Annotated in this window: 16 protein-coding genes; 3 read left to right on the top strand and 13 right to left on the bottom strand. The window is 44.2% G+C overall.

Annotated elements, in window-relative coordinates:
- Window positions 1-471: 471 nt before the first annotated feature.
- Window positions 472-1,071 carry a hypothetical protein gene (locus ACYVBM_RS08980; protein WP_460685309.1) on the top strand — a complete coding sequence of 200 codons (600 nt, stop codon included), beginning with the start codon at window positions 472-474 and terminating at the stop codon, window positions 1,069-1,071.
- A gap of 494 nt (window positions 1,072-1,565) precedes the next feature.
- Here the strand turns inward: ACYVBM_RS08980 and ACYVBM_RS08975 are convergent, their stop codons facing one another.
- From ACYVBM_RS08975 to ACYVBM_RS08965, 3 genes are read right to left on the bottom strand one after another with little or no spacing between them, the layout of a single operon-like run.
- Complete coding sequence (locus ACYVBM_RS08975) at window positions 1,566-3,134, bottom strand: PepSY-associated TM helix domain-containing protein (protein ID WP_460685308.1); 1,569 nt, start codon at window positions 3,132-3,134, stop codon at window positions 1,566-1,568.
- On the bottom strand, window positions 3,131-3,421 hold the full coding sequence (locus ACYVBM_RS08970) for a hypothetical protein (RefSeq protein WP_460685307.1): 291 nt from the start codon (window positions 3,419-3,421) through the stop codon (window positions 3,131-3,133). The genes ACYVBM_RS08975 and ACYVBM_RS08970 overlap by 4 nt, the downstream gene beginning before the upstream one ends.
- 1 nt (window position 3,422) lies before the next feature.
- Window positions 3,423-3,749: a hypothetical protein gene (locus ACYVBM_RS08965; RefSeq protein WP_460685306.1), complete on the bottom strand. Its 327-nt coding sequence runs from the start codon at window positions 3,747-3,749 to the stop codon at window positions 3,423-3,425.
- Between the two features lie 611 nt (window positions 3,750-4,360).
- Between ACYVBM_RS08965 and ACYVBM_RS08960 the strand changes: the two genes are divergently transcribed.
- Window positions 4,361-5,383, top strand: a complete 1,023-nt coding sequence (locus ACYVBM_RS08960; protein ID WP_460685305.1) for an alpha/beta fold hydrolase — start codon at window positions 4,361-4,363, stop codon at window positions 5,381-5,383.
- 97 nt (window positions 5,384-5,480) lie between these two features.
- Here ACYVBM_RS08960 and ACYVBM_RS08955 read toward each other — a convergent pair whose 3' ends face one another.
- The 8 genes from ACYVBM_RS08955 to ACYVBM_RS08920 form a co-directional block, all read right to left on the bottom strand.
- Window positions 5,481-7,457, bottom strand: a complete 1,977-nt coding sequence (locus ACYVBM_RS08955; RefSeq protein ID WP_460685304.1) for a sensor histidine kinase — start codon at window positions 7,455-7,457, stop codon at window positions 5,481-5,483.
- A 242-nt stretch (window positions 7,458-7,699) separates the two neighbouring features.
- Window positions 7,700-9,574 carry a phosphoenolpyruvate carboxykinase (GTP) gene (locus tag ACYVBM_RS08950; RefSeq protein WP_460685303.1) on the bottom strand — a complete coding sequence of 625 codons (1,875 nt, stop codon included), beginning with the start codon at window positions 9,572-9,574 and terminating at the stop codon, window positions 7,700-7,702.
- 644 nt (window positions 9,575-10,218) lie between these two features.
- Window positions 10,219-12,450, bottom strand: a complete 2,232-nt coding sequence (locus ACYVBM_RS08945) for an alpha-L-fucosidase (protein ID WP_460685302.1) — start codon at window positions 12,448-12,450, stop codon at window positions 10,219-10,221.
- Window positions 12,451-12,476: 26 nt separating this feature from the next.
- Window positions 12,477-13,256, bottom strand: coding sequence for a glycoside hydrolase family 16 protein (locus tag ACYVBM_RS08940; RefSeq protein ID WP_460685301.1), 780 nt, complete (start codon window positions 13,254-13,256; stop codon window positions 12,477-12,479).
- Window positions 13,257-13,273: 17 nt separating this feature from the next.
- Window positions 13,274-14,089, bottom strand: a complete 816-nt coding sequence (locus ACYVBM_RS08935; protein WP_460685300.1) for an endonuclease/exonuclease/phosphatase family protein — start codon at window positions 14,087-14,089, stop codon at window positions 13,274-13,276.
- Between the two features lie 111 nt (window positions 14,090-14,200).
- Window positions 14,201-15,940 carry a glycoside hydrolase domain-containing protein gene (locus ACYVBM_RS08930; protein WP_460685299.1) on the bottom strand — a complete coding sequence of 580 codons (1,740 nt, stop codon included), beginning with the start codon at window positions 15,938-15,940 and terminating at the stop codon, window positions 14,201-14,203.
- 81 nt (window positions 15,941-16,021) lie between these two features.
- A complete protein-coding gene (locus ACYVBM_RS08925) occupies window positions 16,022-16,264 on the bottom strand; it encodes a hypothetical protein (RefSeq protein ID WP_460685298.1) in 243 nt (80 codons plus the stop codon).
- Window positions 16,265-16,482: 218 nt separating this feature from the next.
- Window positions 16,483-17,217 carry a DNA-formamidopyrimidine glycosylase family protein gene (locus ACYVBM_RS08920; RefSeq protein WP_460685297.1) on the bottom strand — a complete coding sequence of 245 codons (735 nt, stop codon included), beginning with the start codon at window positions 17,215-17,217 and terminating at the stop codon, window positions 16,483-16,485.
- Between the two features lie 141 nt (window positions 17,218-17,358).
- On the opposite strand from ACYVBM_RS08920, the gene ACYVBM_RS08915 reads away from it, so the two are divergent.
- On the top strand, window positions 17,359-18,072 hold the full coding sequence (locus tag ACYVBM_RS08915; protein WP_460685296.1) for a DUF72 domain-containing protein: 714 nt from the start codon (window positions 17,359-17,361) through the stop codon (window positions 18,070-18,072).
- Window positions 18,073-18,238: 166 nt separating this feature from the next.
- On the opposite strand, the gene ACYVBM_RS08910 is transcribed toward ACYVBM_RS08915, so the two are convergent.
- The gene (locus tag ACYVBM_RS08910) at window positions 18,239-19,834 is read right to left on the bottom strand and encodes a family 16 glycosylhydrolase (protein WP_460685295.1); all 1,596 of its coding nucleotides are present in this window, start codon (window positions 19,832-19,834) and stop codon (window positions 18,239-18,241) included.
- Window positions 19,831-21,381 (bottom strand): glycoside hydrolase family 5 protein, encoded by a 1,551-nt coding sequence (locus tag ACYVBM_RS08905; protein ID WP_460685294.1) that lies wholly within the window; start codon window positions 21,379-21,381, stop codon window positions 19,831-19,833. The genes ACYVBM_RS08910 and ACYVBM_RS08905 overlap by 4 nt, the downstream gene beginning before the upstream one ends.
- Between the last annotated feature and the right edge of the window lie 25 nt (window positions 21,382-21,406).

Here is a 21,406-nt window from a genome sequence, read left to right as displayed (position 1 = left end):
TCCAAAGGCCCCCTTCAGGGACCAAAGCGCTCCTTTCACGCACCACGTCACCCTGACCGAAGCGCAGCGGAGTGGAAGGGTCCCCCCGATGTAGGACCATCCCGTATTACAGAGATGTTTCGACTCCGTTACACTCCGCTCAACATGACATTGCAGGAATGATGGTGTCCCCTCTTCATGAACCGTCACTCCTTCGTGAACGTCACCCTGACCGTCGCGCAGCGGAGCGGAAGGGTCTCCCCGATGTAGGACCATCCCGTATTACAGAGATGTTTCGGCTGCTCCTCATAACCCCGGTAGGCGTAAGCAAATATTCATTGTTCATTTGCCAGGCACACTGCTGATAGTAATTCCCGCCGGAAATAGCCCGCGACAATTTCCGGCTGCCCTTTTTTGCTCCACTTTTTTGGGCAAGCAAAAAACGTGAAAAAAAGAAATTAGACCCCTTGCTCCTAACTAAAAACAACACCCATGTCAAACACCCGCAAACACCCCAAAGACCCGTTTGAAACCCGGTGCTGGCTGTACCAGCCCGTTACCGATCCCTACCAGGTAATCGCCGGTTTCTTTGCCGAAGCGCATGTACACGATTTTCGCAAGCTCATCAAAAAGCTGGTCAGCAGCGCCAGCGGGGCGGGTGTATACAAAGGCGAATCGCCGGGGGATGTACTGCTGTATATGAAAATGATCCGTTCGTTTATAAAAGCAGCCCATGCTTTAAGGCATAAAAAGCATAGCCCTGTAATTATTAACGGGGATGACCTGTTCAATAAAAAGTACTACTGCAGCCATTACGTTAGCGCCAATGCATGGAAGGAGTTCCCGCGCCAACTGTCTGAAAAGGAATATGGTAACCCGTATTTGGTGTTTCAAAAGTTTTTCCGCTACCAGTCGCTAACCAACTGGCTGCACTGCTGGGAACAGGTTGTGGATGGCGCATTTTGCGGAGATGGCAGTTTTGCACCCGTGGCTCCGTTCAAGGTGCACAGCCATTTAGCAAAGCTGGTGGAAGCCGCGCATTTGATTGATGTAAGGGAGGAAGAGTTTGAGGAGGTTCACGTATCGCCATGAGGCGACAACATATAAGTTCGAGGCGAGCCTGCCCGGCTAACGCCATTCAGACGGGGACGCCTCGAACAGCGAAATAAAAACAATGCACGGGTCAGCCGCACACATTACCGCGCTACAGACCCGCGCAAGGAAAGGGCTCAAACAATGGCGGCTTCTTAACGGCTTACAAGATTATTTTCTTAACGCCATTTTTTCAAGGCCATCTCAAAACGCGGAAAACAAAATCAGGCGTAAGCAAACCTGCCCGTCCGGTCAGACGGGTATTCATTGACGATTTGCCAAGCACACCGCAGATAGTAATTCTCGCCGGAAATAGCCCGCAACAATTTCCGGCGGCCCTTTTTGGCTCCACCTTTTTGCTCCGAATGCTTTCGGAGAAAAAGCGTGGAAAAAAGAATGACTAACCGTACCTAAGATAAATAACAACAATGCACAGGTCAGCCCGCACACATTGCCAAAGCATAGACCCGCGCAAGGAAAGGACACTATTACTCTTACCGAAGCACAGCAGAGCGGAAGGGTCCTCGCATAGCCCACGCCAGCACCAGCGACAACACTCCAGTTATCAGCCACACAATGTCTGTTATAAACACATAAGGATGAATGGTAGCCGATCTCCAAAACCAATCGCCGGTTGCTATACCATTGGCGAAAGGAATGGTGCAGGCAAGCGCACCACCCAGTATCAAACAGCATATGGTAACGCGTTTTTCGGTTTTCAAAAAATAGCCAATGATGGCAAATAACAACCAGCCTGAAAAGAACAGGGTATTCACATACCGCGCATGTCCGGGTATTGCAGGAATTAATTGCTCACCAATAAAAAGCAAAGCTGTTGCCGGGAATAAGCTGAAACAAACAGCAAGGTAGATCATGGTCACGCGATGGTGAAAACGGCGCTGCTGATCGGTATAGGCCGGTTTATTACGCGCCGCTTTCCACATCAGTACACCGCTGATAATAACCAAACAGGTAAACAGCGACAGTACAAAATATAACGCTTTCAATAACCAGCCACCAAAAGTGGCGAAGTGAACTTTACTGATGCCGCCTAAAATGGATTGCAGATAATTCTTTTCGCCGGGTTTTATTTCAAGCTTATACTGGCCCGTATGCAGGTCCAGCACCGCCATTCCATCCTGGTTGAATGCCTTACTGTTCACCAGGTCGGCGCCCAGGGAAGCATTTTCTTTGCCAGGGTTGATGATCTCCAGGAAGGAAATATTATACCCCGGGTAATCGCTGCGTATCTTTTGAATACCTGCCGCTACAGGCATGTGAGCCGCTGTCTGGAGTTTTTGGTTTTCATCGTGCCCGTGAAAAGCTTCGGGGGGATAGAGCTTTGTGATCAACTGCTGCTGATCGCCTTTAAACAATACGATCACTGCCGGGGCAAGAATAAAAATACTTAACAGGTAAAACGCGCCCGTTATCGCATACATCAACTGAAAAGGCAGCCCGATAACTCCAAATACAGTATGTGCGTTGGTCCAGAATTGTTTTGTTATCTTTTTAAATGAAAAAGCATAAAATTTTGTAACAATATTTTTCCAGTGTATGAGCAGTCCTGTAATAACAGCAAAAGCAAAGAACAGGGAAACAAACCCGGCTATATAGCGCCCAATATAAAAAGGCACCTGGTCCAGGAAATGCAGCCGGTAAAGCGTTTCCCCGGTGGTAGTTCCATCTCCCTGAAAAAGTTCGGTAATACCATCCGTAACCGGGTTATAAACAAAACTGGCATACTGCGTGCCGGATGAATCTTCAACAGGCGCGTAAACCGTATACACAGGGTGGGCTTCTGAAGGCATACGCACCCGTACTTCATCAGCGTTTTTTACACCGGCTTTTGCCGAATCCAGCCGCAGGATCAGCCGTTCAAAATCAATATTGTTTACCACGGGTATACGTGCGGCAGGGTCTTCCCACTGGTAAATTTCCTGTTTATACAGCGATAGGGCGCCTGCAAAAAAGATGATAAATAAAACAGCGCTGATCACAATACCGCTTACGGTATGCGTATGGAACAGGATATTATACGCCCTGGTACCTAATCCCTTCATACAATTCCCCCTCCTTTATAAGCGATAAAACCAAAGACCAGCGACAGCAGCAGGTAAATACCCCATATCACCCAGCCATTACGTACCAGGAATGCCAGCACCATAAATACCGCCCATAATAAAAAGACGGAAAAGGTACCGGAGACCAGCAGGCTAAGCCCGATACCAGGAACTAATGCCATAACAAGATGCAACGTAATGGACAGCATATACCCACCCAGCAGGCCCGCGCTGATCTTTAACACGCGCTGACCCGGGGGGCTTAAATATTTTGGATTTGCCGGCATATCAGAATTTGAAAATTACACCCAACATACATAACATATGAAATAAGATCAGTGCACCTGACCGGATCCCGCGGTTACAGTTGGTGAAAAACACCACGCAGGACAGCAGGGCCATATAAATACATAACGCCAGCAAAAGTCCGGTTGTCCATCCCCTGTCTATTCCTAACAACACAGTACCCAACAGCACGCATGCCCATGTCAACCAGCCTTTTCTCAACCAGGAAAGGGCTGTCAGCTCCTTAGGCCAGTATTTGGAAGCCCGGTAGCCGGAAAGCGCCCCGACAAAAAACAGGTATACAGCAATAGTGGTCATATTAATTTGCATCTAACGTCATTTCACAGCGGAGACCCTTCCGCTCCACTTCGTTCCGGTCAGAGTGACGGTGTCCTTAATATGTCATGCCGAGTTAACAATTAAGGGCGTCACTTTGAGCGAAGCTTAGCGGAGCCGAAAGTCTCCTGAATTGAGGAGATTCCTCGCCAGCTTCGTCCCGATAAATCATCGGGATCGGAATGACGACCTACAATGTAATTGCTTTCAAACATAACACAACATGTCATTGGCAGCGAAGCAGAGCGGAGTCCCTGCCTGCTGGCAGGGAAACATCTCCAACATAAAGAGACCCTTCCCCGCCCGAACGTGCCGTCCGGTACGGGCGAGCACTTCGTCGCGTACAGTTGCCGGGATGACACTCCACACTTCTTCGGTCACGAGGCAAATGTATCCCTTGCAAGTTTCAGCTTATTTACGAATTTGGAAATATTTGTTATGATAACAGAATTTTCCCGATTGGCCTGGAAATTCAGGGTGCTGATTGCAGTAATTTTGCCCCGGCTTTCTTCCAGGACGACCCGCAAAACTATTGTGTAGAGCGGATCCGGCTGGCAAGCAGACCTTACTATTATATTAATCGCCGCAGGCGACAGAATAGGCGTATGAGGCGAAAACGCCTCGTGCAGCAGCATTTTTTTATGATAGAATCTATGCTCCCCTTTCTAAAATGGTTTTTGTTTATTCTCGCTTTTTTACTATTGGCCGGGATACTGTTTGAACAGTACTCAAGATGGAAACTGGAAAAAACAGCTTTTACCGGTAAACCCTTCGTTGAAATTAACGGCAAGCCACTTCATTATGTAAAGAAAGGACAGGGAAACTGTACCGTAGTGTTTCAATCCGGCATGGGAAGCAGCTATGCTATCTGGCAGGAAATACAGGACAGCATTTCCCAAAATGCGGTTACAATCGCTTACGACAGAAACGGGCTAATGCTGAGCGAAGCCACCGACGCACCGGTAACAAACGACCAGGTTGCCGAAGAGCTGCAATTACTGCTGGAAAAAACAAACTGTCCCAAGCCGTATATACTTGTAGGACATTCTATGGCAGGTATTTACCTTAGACCTTTTATCAAAAAAAACGAGCAGGATATTGCCGGGATCGTTTTTGTAGAAGCTTCCCATCCGCAGCAGATCAAAAAGGCCTCGCCCGAACTTTTAAAAGCGTTAAGCATCCCGCCCCGCTGGCTGATCAAATTCGCTGTCAATACCGGGATTTATAGAACGATGTTCTCTTTTGTTCCACTATCTCCCGAAATACCCATGAACCACCCGCTGCACCGGCTGGAGAAGGATTTCTTCTACCGGTCCTGCGATAAAATACTGGAAGAGGTGGAAAATGATGCACTGAATTTTAAAAATGCTGAAAAGTATACTTCTTTCGGGAATATCCCCCTCACCGTTATTACAGGCACTTCTGAAATTCGTTATGCGGCTATTAAAGATACCGTTGTAAGAAATGAATACCGCCAATGGGTAGACGAAATGCAGCACGACCTCTTAAAGCTTTCTGCCAACAGCTGGTTGATAAAAGCGCCCAACAGCGGGCACCTGGTTCAGATCAATGACGGCGCACTGCTTATCCGGGAGATCAGGAATATGCTGTCAATAGAAAACCATTGATAACGCTTAGACCTAACGTGTAAAAGAGCAACTTACAATAACGCTGTAAAACAACTAATGAAAAGGTCGTCAGCCAGCCTTTTGGAAATAAGAATAATTACCGACAGGAAGCAAAGGGTAATTTGAAAGCAAAACAAATCGTGTTGTTCTCAATTTCCAGTTGTAGCTTGCTATTATTTTTTTCCAGGTACTCTCTGCATAAGTTCAGTCCCAGCCCAACTCCTTTCTCATTCGCAGTTCCATAATTACTCTTGAAAGAAGGTTTATTCATCCATGTTTCCAGGCCGTCTTTACTCAAATGCTCTACTCCATTTTTAACACTGATAAGGGCATGATCTTCCCGGGGATCTACCATTACCTGAATGATATGGGGCGCCCGTGTAAATTTTATTGCATTATCTATCAAATTCCGCAATATCAGCTGTACCTGATTTTTATCGGCATACACAAAATCCATCTGGAGAGGCAAAGCTGTTTCAAGAGATAGCTGCTTTTTTAATGCTACAGGGCGATACACTGAAACTAAATCCCCGATTACCTTATTGAGATCAAATGCTTCCGGCCTTATCTCCACTCTCCTCATTTGCATATGAGCCCAATGCAGCAGGTTATCGAGCAGTGTCTTTAGCTGTAAAAAGCTGTTCTCGTTTTTTCTAAGCACCGTTTTCAGCTCTTCAAATGATAACATCTCTAAATTGTCTGATGCCAAAATACCCAGCATACTGTTAAACGGAGTTCTAAGATCGTGCGCAATAATCGAAAACAGCTTGTTTTTTATATTATCCGATGCCTCCAGCTTGGTAATAGTTTCCTTTAGTCTATCAGTGCGTTTGGCTACCAGCTTTTCGAGCTCTATATTTTGATATTTAATAATCTGATATTTCTCCTGTTCTGCCTGCTGTTGCTGCTGCTGCAGTGTATAGTACCGTTGGGCTAACGCAAGAGCAAGGAACAGGAACTCTAAAATTGCACTAACCTCCAGGATCAGCCGGCTGTAAGCATTATATGCGAAAAAGCCTGCAAGGCTTAAAACATAATATATAATAGCAATCATTATAAGTGTCCAGGCCAGTATAAAATAGGTTACAGTTTGCCTGCGGCTTCTGTACAAAGCTATTGCACACAGGACGAGGGTTAATGGCAGCAACAACCCGATGATCTGCGCAGCTGACGCTGCCCAGGACTTTAACCCGACCAAACTTATTGCCAGTTGAACCACACTCAGGACTATTAAGAACCTGTACACATTATATAACGGGCGCGATAATTCGCGGAGCCTGCAAAACCGGTTGGTAATGAGCAGTGCCGCTATAGAGCCAAAACAAAAGTATACATGCGGGTACTGGTTAAGGAAAATACGGAACGAGGTTCCTAATAAATAGCCATAACCGGCAAAATAACCGATCACATACATTCCAAAACTTAAGGTATAGATGCAATAGTACAGGTATATGCGGTCTTTAAACCCAAAATATAAGAACAGGTTGAACGCAAAAAAAGTAAATAAAACGCCTATAAGACCAAATTCAATGACCCGGAGACGCGGATTTTCAATCCTGAATAAATTTTCATTATTGACCAGCTTTACCGGAACGATCATAACATTCCGGGCCTTTAAGCGCACCCACACTGTTTTAACTTCGGGCCCATTCAATGAAGCTGGAATTTCAAATATATATTGATTAGTGCTGCGGACGCCATCATTATCTTCTGCCAAAGCACCGCTCTTAACACATTTCCATTGCTTATCAACCGGTATATAGCAATCGATCTCTTCTATTGTTGCAGCGTCTATTACCAGATAATCTGAAGACCTGCCAGACGGTTTAAACGCTAACTGAATCCAGAAAGCAGAAGCACTGATACCAAAATTGAGGATCGGAGATGTTCCTTTTTTAAATTGTCCGGCTGCATATTGCTCCTGTACTTCCTGTAAAGAAAGCCCGGCAGACTTATCCTCGAAGTACATTATACTTTTACCAAGGTTCTTTTCCGGTTCATTCTGGTTCAGATCAATAACCTGCGCATGGCCGCTTAACACTAAAAAAGTAAACAAAAACACGATCAACTTCATACAACACTTTAGTTTGAATTTAACCTGGCTGCTTATTTTAATTATCCGGCTATTTAAAAGCAGTCAAGATCATTTTTGTGCATGCAAAAGTACATCGGACAGTCGAATATTGAATATCGAAATGCGCCCCTTTGCTTATAACAGATTCATATCCCCTCATTGGTGTGCTCAAAAATCAGAACACTCAATATCAGGCCCGGGATTTGGCATTCAGTATACTGCGGTTTACAGGCCTGTGCTTTTTATACTGCTGCCGGATCTGCAGGTTGGGCTGCCTGCTTTATCTTTTGGTTTGATCTCCAAAGATCAGACAATAATAATTCTCTTATAAAAGTCATCTCCCTGGGTAGCCTGTCATAGAGGGTGAAGAACAGCTCATCGTGCGAGGCTATTTCTTTTATCCAGAGGTCGCGGTTAATGCTCATTACATCTTCAAAGGCTTCTTCCGTAAAGCTTTCCATACCGTTCCAGTCTATATGTTCATATCGAGGTACCCAACCCAGAGGCATTTCTACTCCTTTAGACTGACCTCTTACCCTCTCCACGATCCATTTCAGCACACGCATATTTTCTCCATATCCCGGCCAAAGGAACTTTCCTTCCTCATTCTTTCTGAACCAGTTTACAGAAAATATCCGGGGAGGCTCGGGTATCTGCCGGCCAAAGTTAAGCCAGTGGGCAAAATAATCGCCCATGTGGTAGCCTGTAAAGGGAAGCATAGCAAAAGGATCGCGGCGTACTTCACCTAAACTGCCAAAAGCTGCAGCAGTTCTTTCGGAACCCATCGTGGCTGCCATATATACTCCAAACGACCAGTTGAAGGATTGCATCACTAACGGCATTACATCATTGCGCCTTCCGCCAAAGATAAAGACAGAAACAGGCACCCCTTCAGGATCATTAAAGCGATCATCTATTACCGGGCATTGTTCGGCCGGTGCTGTAAACCTGGAATTCGGATGTGCTGCTTTTGTTTCACTGGCGGGTGTCCAGTCGTTGCCCTGCCAGTCTATAGCATGTGCAGGCGGCTCGCCATCCATACCTTCCCACCAAACATCCCCGTCGTCGGTTAAAGCCACATTCGTAAAAATAGTATGGGTGCTGATAGTGACCATGGCATTGGGATTGGTTTTATAGTTCGTGCCCGGCGCCACTCCAAAAAACCCGGCTTCGGGATTAATAGCGCGCAGCTCGCCCTTTTCATCTGGTTTGATCCAGGCAATATCGTCACCCACAGTAGTTACCTTCCACCCTTCATCAGTAAAGGCTTTGGGCGGTACCATCATTGCAAAATTGGTCTTGCCACAGGCCGAAGGAAAAGCGGCACATACATAATCCTTCTTCCCATCCGGAGACTGAACCCCTGCTATCAGCATGTGCTCTGCCAGCCAGTTCTGTTCGCGTGCCAGCGTGGATGCAATACGCAGCGCGAAACATTTCTTTCCTAATAAGGCATTGCCACCATAACCGGAGCCATAGCTCCATATCAGCCGCTCTTCAGGAAAATGAACAATATATTTGTCCTGTGGATCGGGACAACAGGGCCAGGCTATATCTTCATGTCCTTCACTTAAAGGCACGGCTACGGTGTGCAGGCAATGTACAAAATCCCTGTTGCCCATTGCTTCGAGGGCACAGGTTCCCATCCTCGTCATCAGCTTCATATTCACTACTACATAAGGCGAATCGGTAAGCTGTACTCCAAATTGTGACAGAGGTGAACCGACAGGCCCCATGCAAAATGGTATCACATACAGGATTCTGCCTCTCATGCACCCCTCCAGTTTAGGCATTAATATTTCCTTCATTTTTTGAGGGTGCATCCAGTTGTTGGTTGGACCTGCATCTTTTTCGGTAAAGGAGCATATAAAAGTGCGGTCTTCGAGGCGCGCTACATCGGACGGGTGTGAGCGTGCTAAAAATGAATGAGGTCTTTTTTGAGGATTAAGGCGGATAAAAGTGCCCTTTTCTACCATTTGGTTACAAAGGGCCTGGTACTCTTTATCAGAGCCATCGCACCAATGTACTGCAAGGGGCTTGCATAGCGCGGCCATTTTACTTACCCATTTTTTAAGCTCAACGTTCTGTAATTCATCAGGAAAATACATCGATTTCATCTGTATATATGTTTTTGGTTTACCTTTTTGCAGATCTTATGTACGGAAGCCTGTTCAGGAAAACTATACGAACCCTCAACAGCAACCTATTGGGGCACGCCTGACTTCACACAGAATACGGTCATAAATGACCGTATTCTGTGGCAGCAAATGTAGCGTTTAAGATAATGAGCGGCTTTTGAAAAAATTTATTTTAGTCGATAAGAATCCATGTAATACTAAAAAATATCAAAAACACATAAGAGGGCCTTTGTTTGTTTTCAAAACAAAAATGGTTTAGCATTGAAGATTGGTTAAATTTTTCAGGCTGCTGTTATTATAATAATACTCAACCCGGCCAGGCTTGTTGCTATACAGCATACCTGCGTAAGGCAGAAAATAAAAATGGCGGGGTCTGACTCATGCACAAGGCTATTAGCAGAAACCCGCCAGGGAAATAAATATATTTTCTAACACTATAATTATCAGTGGCCATTCCGATACCTGCGAAGCAGGAGAGGAATCACTCCTATTCAGAAGACCTTTCGGCTTCGCTCAAGTTGACAGAACGCTCAGCCATCACCACAATGATGAAGGCGCTGCTAGCCGGCATGGAGGTTTATATTATTGATCTTCAGCATATAAAAAGCAAAAACTCATGCTGTTTACTTTTCAAAAAAATCCAGTTCTGCAATAGACACCGTATTGTCTCCACCGGCTATATCTGTGGCTGCAATACGCACATAACGGGCTGTAAGTGGTGCTTTGAAAAAGTATTTGCGGGTTGTAGGATCATTCACCAAATTTCCAAATTCAAAGCGGCCTGCGTTTTGCCATGTTTCCCCATCATTGCTTACCTCCACGGTTCCTTTAGCCATCATACCCTGGCTGTTTTGCTTTTGCGGCGTGTAAGCAAATGTATTTAAATGATATGCTTTTCCCAGATCTATTGTTATAAAATGACCGGATGTGGTTTTTTTTGATTGCCACCAGGTTTGTCTGTTCTCATCAATGGCAAAAACTGCTTTGTGCCGGGTATCCGCTTCGCTGTCTGCCTCTATTATCTTCCAGTCATTTTTGGCAATACCTAATACTTCACTAACCGTTGCCCCCTTTTCTTTATTGATGATAGCAACGGCTTTTACTTTGCCTTTTGGCAACTGGAACGGGCCTGTATATTTTTTACTGCCGCCTGTTGGCTCGCTGCCATCAAGAGTATAAAAAATGCTCATTTCCTTATACAGGTTTTCCGTAGTGTTCTCCCCATGCGGCTTCCAGCCAAAATCTGATTCCAGGGGCTGAATCATCACCAGCCCTTCTTTATTTCTTGATACCTGCAATTGCGGCGGGCGGGTTTTATAAAAATATCCGCCAATAGTAGCGATCGCCGGATCCAGCCTGCTTTCTACAACACGCAACCTGAATTTTGATGCGGTTACTTCGGGGAAACGCAGGATGCGCTTGTAGCCAATATTGGTAGCTGAAGCTATTTCTTTCCATTCATTATTCACCCACGCATCTACAGCATGTTGTTCTACCCGTTCACTATGCGTATTTACTGATTCCTGTATTAAAAAGCGGTTGATCGTAACCGGCTTTGGAGTAATAATAACGATCTCTTTTTCTTTTTTATTGAGTACCATACAAGTATTCAGATCATTATCTAAAACCTTTGAAGAAACAGAAGCCCCTGCAAAAAGATTTTTAGAATAGGTCTCTGTAATGCGCTTACCCACTTCATTTAATACCTGCACATCGGGGAGAGAAAATGCACCTTCACGGTTGGGGGGAATATTTAAAAGAAATGTAGAGTTACCCCCAACAGAGCGTTCATAAATATCAAAAACATCATCGGCGCTTCTTACTTTCTGGTGTGTATCATCCCTGTAAAACCAGCCTTCACGTATAGACGTATTGGTTTCTGCCTGCTGGTAGTGCAGGAATTTCGCTTTATACAGTTGTTCCCTGCTGCCGAGGTCTTCGTTTGTCATATCAGGGAAATGGCTTGCGGTATCCGGGTTTTCAGGATAAGGGATCACGTTCCATTCGGTGGAGCGCGTAGCTCCAGCTTCATTACCACACCAGCGGATATCTTCCTTGCCGAATATTACTGCTTTGGGCGCTAAAGTATGGATCAGCTTTTTCCAGGCTATGTAATTATACTGCTGTCCCCCTTTTCTTTTGGGATGGGCACCGTCAAACCAAACTTCATCTATCGGGCCATATTCTGTTAACAGCTCAAACAACTGGTTTAAAAAATATTCATTGTAATCATCTACCACAAATTCAAATTTGGTTTTATTGGCAAATGGCCTGCCCGGTATTTCGCGCGGAATCCTGCGTTTGGTATATTTACTCAGGTTACCATATAACCCTTCGGGGTTTTCAATCTGGTACAGATCAGCAGGAGAAAGATAGATGCCCAGCTTTAACCCATATTTTTTACAGGAAACAGATAGATCTTTTAATACATCTCCTTCTCCATCCCTGAAACCGGTAGACATAATACCATGCTTCGTATAGCGGCTTTGCCACAGCACGAACCCATCGTGATGCTTTGCAGTAAAGATCACCATCTTCATGCCCGCAGCCTTCATGGCCCTGCACCACTGGTCGGTATCCAGCTTTTTTAAAGCGAATATTTCAGGATCTTCTTTACCATTGCCCCATTCCAGGCGGGTAAAGGTATTAGGCCCAAAATGAACAAAGGCTATAAATTCCTTTTTTAAAGCGGCTAGCTGATTCGCTGTGGGTACTACATGAGCGGCCTTTTCAATGATCCGCTGTTTGCTGTCATTGGCATCAACGGCGATGGTATTTTGAAATGTAAGCGTTTGTTTTTGAGCAACAGCTGTAATGGTTGCACTTACAAAAGCAATAAAGAATAAATAACGCATGAATATCATTTTATTTGGTTTCAAATCTATTTGAACTTGTAAAACCGTACCCAGTCTATTTCCATTTCAACAGGCAGGTCCGCTGGCTCTACCCTTCCTACCCAGCTACCACCTAATTGCATATCGAGCAGTAAATAATGCTTTACATCCGCAAACGGGAACTGGTCCTTTTTATCCGTTTCGATACGGGGATAAGCAAAGGTCCTTTTATCATTTACATAAAATACAAGGCTATCCCGGTATTTTTCTACGGCATACGTATTAAATGCACCGGGATTTATACTTGCCGTACCTCCATGCTTAGGGTTGTCTTTTATATTCAACGTAATAGTGTAATAAGAATGCACTGTTTGATAAACAATAGTATCCTCATTCAAATGTTCCATCATATCTATTTCACCACCGTTGGGATATTTTTCTCCCTGTGCCAGCAGCCAGAAAGCAGGCCAGGCGCCGGTTGCATTATCCAGTTTTGCCCGTATCTCTAACCTTCCCAAACCAAAGCTTACTTTGTCTTTTGTATAAACACCGCCCGTTAAGTATTTTGAAGTATCGCCGGAAAGTGTTGTGTTATTAATTCCTCTCAATACCAGCTTACCATCCCGCATGTCATAGCAGCTGTCAAAATCGCTCATATGCCGGTTCCAGTCGGATGTGCCTCTTGGTATTTTCGACCACTTTGTTTTATCGAAAGAACCTGACTGGTTAAAATTTTCTTTCCAAACTAATTTTGATCTCTGAACATAGTGTGCCCTTGCACAAGAGGTAAGCAACACTATCGTAAACAACAATGACAATATTCGCATATAATAGTTATTCGCTATTACCGGTTAAACTGTAACTCAGCCACTACCGGCATGTGGTCTGAAGCCTTTCTATCTGGTATTACTTTATGAGATATAACTTTAAATGCATCTTTTGGCGCAGATGCAATAAAATCAATCACACCCCCTGTTTTGCCTTCTGAAAAAGTGGCAGGGCAATTATTGCAGGTACGGGTAAAATGCGCATCAAGCGAATTGATTACCTCGCTGCCCTCACGCGCGTTAAAGTCGCCTGCTACAATAAAAGGCAGAGAAATTGCTCCTGCAAGGCGATTGATCTCTTTTATTTGTAATAACCGGCTTTCTTTATTATATGCTTCCAGGTGTGTGCAACCAAAACGAACAGACTTTCCCCCGGGTAAAGTAATAGTTGCTGCGGCTAATACACGGGGCTCGCCGCTGTTATTCCCTTCGGCCCTGGGCAACATATATGTTTTTGTATCTGTAAGCGGATATTTGGACAGGATCAGCACACCATACTGCCCCCCGTCATAATCCATTGCTTTTGCAAAATAGAAAGATTTGTATCCTGCTTTGGCGGACAATTGTTCCGCCTGGTTTATTTTGCCCGAACGGCCTGTATTTACATCCACTTCCTGCACGGCCACAATATCAGCGTTTTCATCTTTAATTATAGCAGCAATGGCGTCTACATCGATCACATTGGGCTTTTCCGGCGGGTTGCAATGATGTACATTATATGTCATGACTTTGATAGTGCTTTTTACTGCGCCAGATTGCACTTTCTGAGAAGAACAGGAAAGCAGGGCCAGTAACATAAAAGCTGGCAGAAATCTTATAAATATGTGTAGCATGATAAATGGTTTTATAGATGCAAAAGTATGAGATCAATGCGTCCTTCCTGTTTTCTGCAAAATAAGTCCTGAAGTAAATCAGGAATAAGGCGTATGCAGCATTTTATATACCTAATTCAGCAAACGCTTATACTTTTCTATCATCTGCTGTGCCGACTGTTTAGACAGTTCTTTAATTTTGAACGTTTTTAAGGCGGCTTCCAGTTCGCTCAGCCTTGCTGTTTCGCCTTGCTCTTTATACTGCCTGCGCAACAAATTTATTTTTTCAAAATCCTGTATACCCTCTATTAATTTTTCAAAACGGATAGATGATAAAGGGCCCGGGTAAACCTGGTAAGTATCCCCCGCTGGCCATGCAGTAAAGCGGCTGTCGTTTAGCGGGTCTTTTGTCCAGCTATTGTATGCCCAGCGCAGGAACCCGTTCATATTCGTAGCGGCCGTGTACCAGCCCGCCCATACCGCTTCATCGGGTGGCGAAAAGGTAAACATATTGGGATACTTTTCAGTGCAGCAAACATACCATGTACTCACTTTCTCCTGCTGCTTCCTGCCCTTTAAAACACTATCCGGTAAAACCCAGCGTGAAGCTACACAGTAGTCATAAATATCTTTTTCGATCTCGGGATGATAATCGCCGGCCAACGAAATTTTCCAGCCAGGGTCAATAGTTTTCAACAGGTCGATTACCGATCTCATGGCTTTCATAGGACGCTCGTCCATAGCTATGGTAGTGATACCAAACCAGCCTTTTTCTTTTAGGTGAGTCGTAAAGTCCGTAAGCATCATACGCCAGAATTCATTATACGCTGGTGTTCCTATATTACCAGTGAATACGGTGTCCTTTTGTAAAGCCTCATCATAATAGGTAAAAGCAATTTTCCAGGGCACCATACTATAGCAGTTAATTTGCTCTTTGATGCCACAGCTCATTACAAAGTCAATGTATTTGTCAAATAAGCGGTAATCATATTTCCAGGTGTTATCGGCTTTTTTTGTCCACTTAATTAATCCCGGGTAATCGTCATAGGTTTGATGCCCCCAGGGCTCATCGACCACACTTGCGGTAATAATTTTCTGACCTGCATTAGCCAGCATAGTATAGTATTTACGCATCAGGTTAAAGTGTTCATCGCTCCAAAGCGCCACGTTATGCACTCTTGCCACCGCAGCCGGGTGCTGCCAGTAATCGAGCCTAAAGGCCCAGTCTTCAGGCGATGGCAGGGTTTTATTTACAACTGTTAATACTATTTGCAGTTTATATTCTTTGTCTGCTTTAACAGTAACTGTTCCATTGTATTTTCCGGCGATTGCGTCCTCAGGGACTTTCACAGTAACCCAAACCGGTTGTGTGGTATTCTTTTGAATACCGATGCTTTGTATTTCCGTATTGATCCTATCCGCTACCATTGAAGAGTCAAAATCTTTGGATTGACGATGGCCGCAGCCATTCCGGAACTCATCGGTCATTACATATTGCACGAAACCCGCCGTAATATTTTCATTGCTGATAACATTGCCTTTAGCATCTTTTAAATCGCTTACGGCAACAGTAACATTTTTCACATCCTTTTTAGAATAAACCACCATTTGCGTGTGTACTTTTTCATTTTTCCAGGCCGATGTGTGCCATATATTTTTGGGTGCAGCAACGGGAGGAATATCCTGCTGATAACGTACGCCACTGGAACCAAAGCCCACAACTACAGGCGCCGTTAGTTTACTCCATTTTGCGTTTCGCTCCGTGGCACTTAATTTCAGCGGCTTTTGTAAAGCCAGGCTCACATCCTGCGCCATACTATTGATGCTAAAATGAGCAATCGCGATCAGCAGTAAAATCCTTATTGTCTTCATAACTGAAAATATAAACTATTGAATTTTGAAGATAGATGAATTTTTACGGGCCATAAAGCATTAGCACCATTAATTTCTGTGCTAACGTTTGCGCAGCAACCCAGAAAGCATCAATGGTTTCTGGCAAGCTGAATACAATTTACCATTGTGCTTTTTTAGCGCCCAACCGGGATTTTGCTTACAATCAATTCGTTTGCAGCCGCCCAGTGCACCATTAGGTGTGCTGATGTTCAGGTTTGCTACGGTTCCCTGCAAAACCTGCGTAATAGGTATATCCAAAACTTCCTGATCGGCAATAGTTATTTCCTGTGTTCGATATCCCACTATGGAGAATACCAGCACATCTCCTGCAGTAGCATTAGTCGGAAAACGCCCGGTCTCTGAAGTAGTGACCCCAGTACCGGTGCCCTTAATTTGTCCTGAAACATTTTATCTCCAATCGTTGCGCTACGATTGCACAAACGACGTATTAAAAAGTGCATGTTATTCCTCTATAAGCAGCGCTAATGTAATGAACGACCAGAGTAACGGCTAAACAGGCTCTAATAAATTTTCTGATCTGTTTCGCAATAAAAGCTTCTTCGTTTAGCTTTTCCCGTAATTTTTTTGATAAGCCTGCTCCCGCAACAGGGGCATGAAACTTTATTATGAACCAACCAATGCTTTTTTAAAACAAATGCTCTTTTCCATTTTAAAAAATCAAAACTGTAATTCCTGGCTTCAGCAATTAATTCGTTTAATTTTTGGGGAGGAAGATGTCCTGCCAGGCTTTCAGGCTGAACACCGATCCTGAAAAGCACCTCATTTTTAATAATATTACCTACCCCGGAAAAAATATGCTGGTCTAACAGCACATCACAAACCTGCGAGCCAGCCTGGGATTTTAATTTTTCCATAGCACGTCCGGGATCCCATTTATCGCTTAATACATCCGCATCCCAGTCTATTTCTGCTAAAGAGGTATTATCAACCAGCTTAACAGAGCAGGTATAAAAAAACATGGCGCCGGTTTTAAAATACAGCCCAAGCCGCAACCGGCTGTCTGGTTTTGTTGTTTCGTTAATGCTGTAAGAGCCAAACATCAGGAGGTGAATTCTTACGCTTATTTTATCAAAAACGAGATAGGTTTGTTTTCCAAAGGTTCTTACTTCGCGCAGCACCTTTCCTTTCAATAATATTTTATCTATTTTGGCATTGCCTTCGACTGCGGTTACTTTTTTTCTGACAAATTTCACCAGGTTTTCTTTCATTAATAATATAGACGGACCTTCGGGCATTCGTTTTTTTAAATAGGAGCAAATATTATTCCTTAAATACAATTTCCATAATATGATAGGTGCCGGTTTTGGATTGGTATAGTTATTGTTTTTTTAAACAAATCATTTTACAGAATGCTTTTGATTCTATAATCCTATTCCATGATTCATATTGGCACATCAGGCTATAGCTATACCTATTGGAAAAACAGGTTTTACCCCGAGAAACTACCGGCTTCGCAGTGGCTGTCGTACTATGCAACCCGGTTCAGCACGCTTGAATTGAATAACAGCTTTTACAGGTTCCCGGCTGTAGCGTCCTTGAAAAGATCAGCAAGCCTTACGCCCGAAGATTTTACCTTTTCTGTAAAAGCACACAAGATTATAACGCATACAAAACGACTGGTTGACGTTAAGGATAAAATACAGGAATTTATGGATATTGTGCAGGAAGGACTGGGCAATAAATTAGCCTGTATTCTTTACCAGATGCCCCCTTCTTACACATTTTCAGAAGAGCGGTTAATAAATATTGTGAAACATTTATCCTTTGATAAACGAAATGTTATTGAGTTCCGTCATGTGTCCTGGTGGAACCAGGAGGTGTACACCCTGCTTAAAAAGCATCATATTAATTTTTGCAGTGTCAGTTACCCGGGTCTGCCTGGCGATAATATCATTACGGGTAGTTTTTTGTACCGCCGTATGCACGGCGTACCCGAATTATTTAAATCTTCTTATTCCGCCAAAGAGTTAGCAGATCTGTACCAGGGGCTACCGGTTAAAAAAAATGCTTTTATCTATTTCAATAATACCATGTTTGAAAGCGGGTATAGCAATGCACAATCTTTACAGCAGATGGCCGAATCTTCTTAAACACCCGCTGCCGCCATATTTGTCTATCATCCGGCCAATGAATCAATAACATTTGCTATTGATTCACCGAACACCATACCATTGTTATCCCTGGTTAAAAAGTTTATTTGTATACTGAGGAACATGGCATCGGCAACGAAATAAAACCAGATTTTCTCAGTTGACATCAATATGTTTTAATAGTAACATCGTCTACAATAACATCTGCTGCGCCTTCATTAACAATAGAGATACGAATCGTTTTCATATTATTTTCGTATTCGTTCCCTGAACGAAAGTTCACCGTTTCCTTTATAAACCGGCTTCTGCCACGGCTTTCTTTTTTAAGAACAGGAGATAATTCACCGCTAACAACTTTCATATTGTCCACGGCCAGCTTAAGCCTGCTACTTCCGTAATGCCAATATTCCAGTTTATAATCTGTATCGTTATGCAGGTACACATATTGCTCCACTTTTTGCCCGGGCTTTAATAATATGCCGGCTGTTTTGTTCCTGCCAGCGGCGGGTAGCCAGGTGCCATTGCCCTCCCAGGGAGAAAGACTGCCGCTGTCTTCAAAACCGGGATTGGGCAATTCGTTGCCATCCTTTAACGGCCAGGTATAATAACGGATATAATCCACTTCCATGTTAACAGTACCGCCGCCGCCATAGCTGCCCAGCAGCACATTCATAAAATGATTGGGTGAGTACACCTGATTTTTATCGGTATATTCTTTAATAAGGTTGCCATTGATATAATGTTTGATAGAAGTAGGTGTCCACAACATGCCGTGCACCACCCATTTATCTATATGCGTATATCCTTCGGCAATATGTGTGTTGAGATTCCGCAGGAACTTCCCGTTGCTATCCACATGCCCGTGCAGCACAAACTGGGCATTGAGGTATTCAAACACGTCTATTTCAAATACCTGCCCTTTGGGACGGATACCTTTTACACCATCCAGTGTGGTACCTTGTTGCAGGTAATATTTCAGATCAGGTCCGGGCGAATCGAACCAGAAAGCCGTATTCAATCCCCGGGGCTTGCCTGTGCTGCTTCTTTTTACTTTTACTTCAAAATAGCCGCCGCGGCTGTTGTCTAATAGGTTTTCGTTGGTGCCCCAATCGTATGTTTGTATGGAAGATATTTTTTTGTCGTTCTTTACATCGTACACTTCGCGGGGCAGTGAGTCGCTGGTAAACAGGTTAATGGTTTTACCATTCAGAACATAGGCCGCTTCCGGAAGCTCACCTCCCTTCATTTTATCGAAATTCACTTTATACAGGTAGTCAATGCTGGAATAATAATGGGTGAACCATTTGTTCCTGTTTAACAGACTATCGTTAAACTCATCCTGCCAGTAAATCTGCATGCCTTTGGGCACTGCTGCTGATGCCGGGTTGGTTTGCAGCTCTTTTAATTCGATGGGGTCGGGCAGCCAGTTTTTTTGCGTGGTTACAGTGCCGGTGAAAGTATGCTTTACTTTTCCGTTGGCAACCGGCGCCACCCATATTTTATATTTTGTTTCAGGCTGCACCTCCTGTATGTAAAACCTGTTTGCTCCTGCCTTTACCACGGCATTGGGATGTCCGGGTTTTTTATCGCCGGCACTCCAGTAAAGCCTGTACTCATTGGCATCGGGAACATTGCTCCAGCTAACACGTATCCAGCTGCGGGTGCCCAAAAGATCAGGCATCAGGGATGTTGTATACTTAACCTGCGTACAGGCTGCCATAAACCATGCAGTAACCAGAAAGTATGCTCTTTTGATATTCATTGTTTTTCCCAGTAAATTTTTATGGTACGGATGGTGCGCCTGTTAAGCGGGGCTATTTTCAGCAGGCAGCCGCCGTTGTCATTCAACCGGAGTATGCTGTATTTCACCTTCCCGGTTATTTTTAAATTTTCAGAAGCAGGAATAAATACCAGGTTATCCGCTTTCGTGATCCTATCTTCCTGCCAGGTCAGCAACAATGAATTTTTTCCGGCAGACTGCTTTATTATTTTCCCGGCTGCTGCCTGCATATAAGGCCGCTGCAGCACTTCTTTAAAATAAGCCTGGTTTTCCAGCCCGCTGAAATAATCCCAATAAAAATCACCAGCCAAAAGCGAGTCTATTCCTGCGGCCATTATTGCTGCAGCGCTTACTACGCCCCGGTCTCCGCCGTAAAAAGCGCCCCACTCTCCAATCAATGCAGGCAACTGCAATTTTTGCATGGTATAGCGAAGCTGCGTAAACATAAAGGCTAGGCGGCCGGGATCGGCTTCCCCTGCCTGCTCTGTGTCTAAAACAATATCATAAAAATGCGGCATATACCCTTGCTGGTTACCTGCTTCTGTTACAGGAGATATACAAGACGGAATCCCATTATTGCTGGAAACACTGGGTTCCCAAAACAAAATATGCGCTTTGTTTACTTTACGAATGGCCACAGCCAGCTTCCTGTAAAACGGCAATAGCTTGTTTTCTTCAAAGGAGCGGTAAGTGGGCTCCATGCGCTGCAGTGCACGAACAAAAACCTCTTTGTCAGTCAATGTTTTTAAAATAAAGCTTTTGCCTTTTTCGTCCATCCACATAGCGGATACTTCTTCAGCGGTATAGGTTTTCCCTGTGTTTTTTTGATTGAGGAAACTGGTCACTTCTGTTATCATAGCCTGCATCGCCTCGCCCACAGCAGATCCTATAAAAGGTTCATTCATCACATCAAAACCAACAATATTATTATCATTCCGGTACCGTTCTGCCAGCATCACCCAGGTTTTGATATAGTGATCCTGAACACCTATCCCGGTTGTTGTAAAGGTGTTGTTCCAAAAATTATCAAAAGCAGCCTGTACAGCAGGACTTATATAATAAGCATCGCTCCATGTACCACCGGTGTAATGCGGTTTATCTTCATCTAAAGTGGCCCAGAGCGGAGCGCCGTTGCCAAATTTTTCGCTAAACAGGTCCTGGTGCATATCCAGTATTACATAAATGCCCTGCTCTTTTGCATATTGAAGGCGCCTGTCCAGGTCGTGCAGGTAAACGCTGTCATAGCTGCCGGGTGAGGGCTCAAGCGCCGACCAGTTGATGCCCAGCCGAACGGCATTGTATCCCCAGCTCCGCATCTTCACGAATGCTTCATCTTTTATAAGATTAAGGTATTGGTTCTTACTGTCTTTGTTTATATAGTTCAAGCCCCTTAAAAGCAACATTCTTCCTGTGCTATCCCTTAATAAAATACCCGATCTCTGCACATAAGCGTTTTGCCCGGTGCAGGGCCTGTACAAACAGGAGATCAGTAAAAAAATGCTTACTATATATTTTGCTTTTGAACTCATGCTTTGCATTTTTAAACAGCCCCCC

This window comes from Niabella aquatica, assembly GCF_054779315.1.
This window is presented reverse-complemented; position numbering and strand designations above follow the sequence as displayed.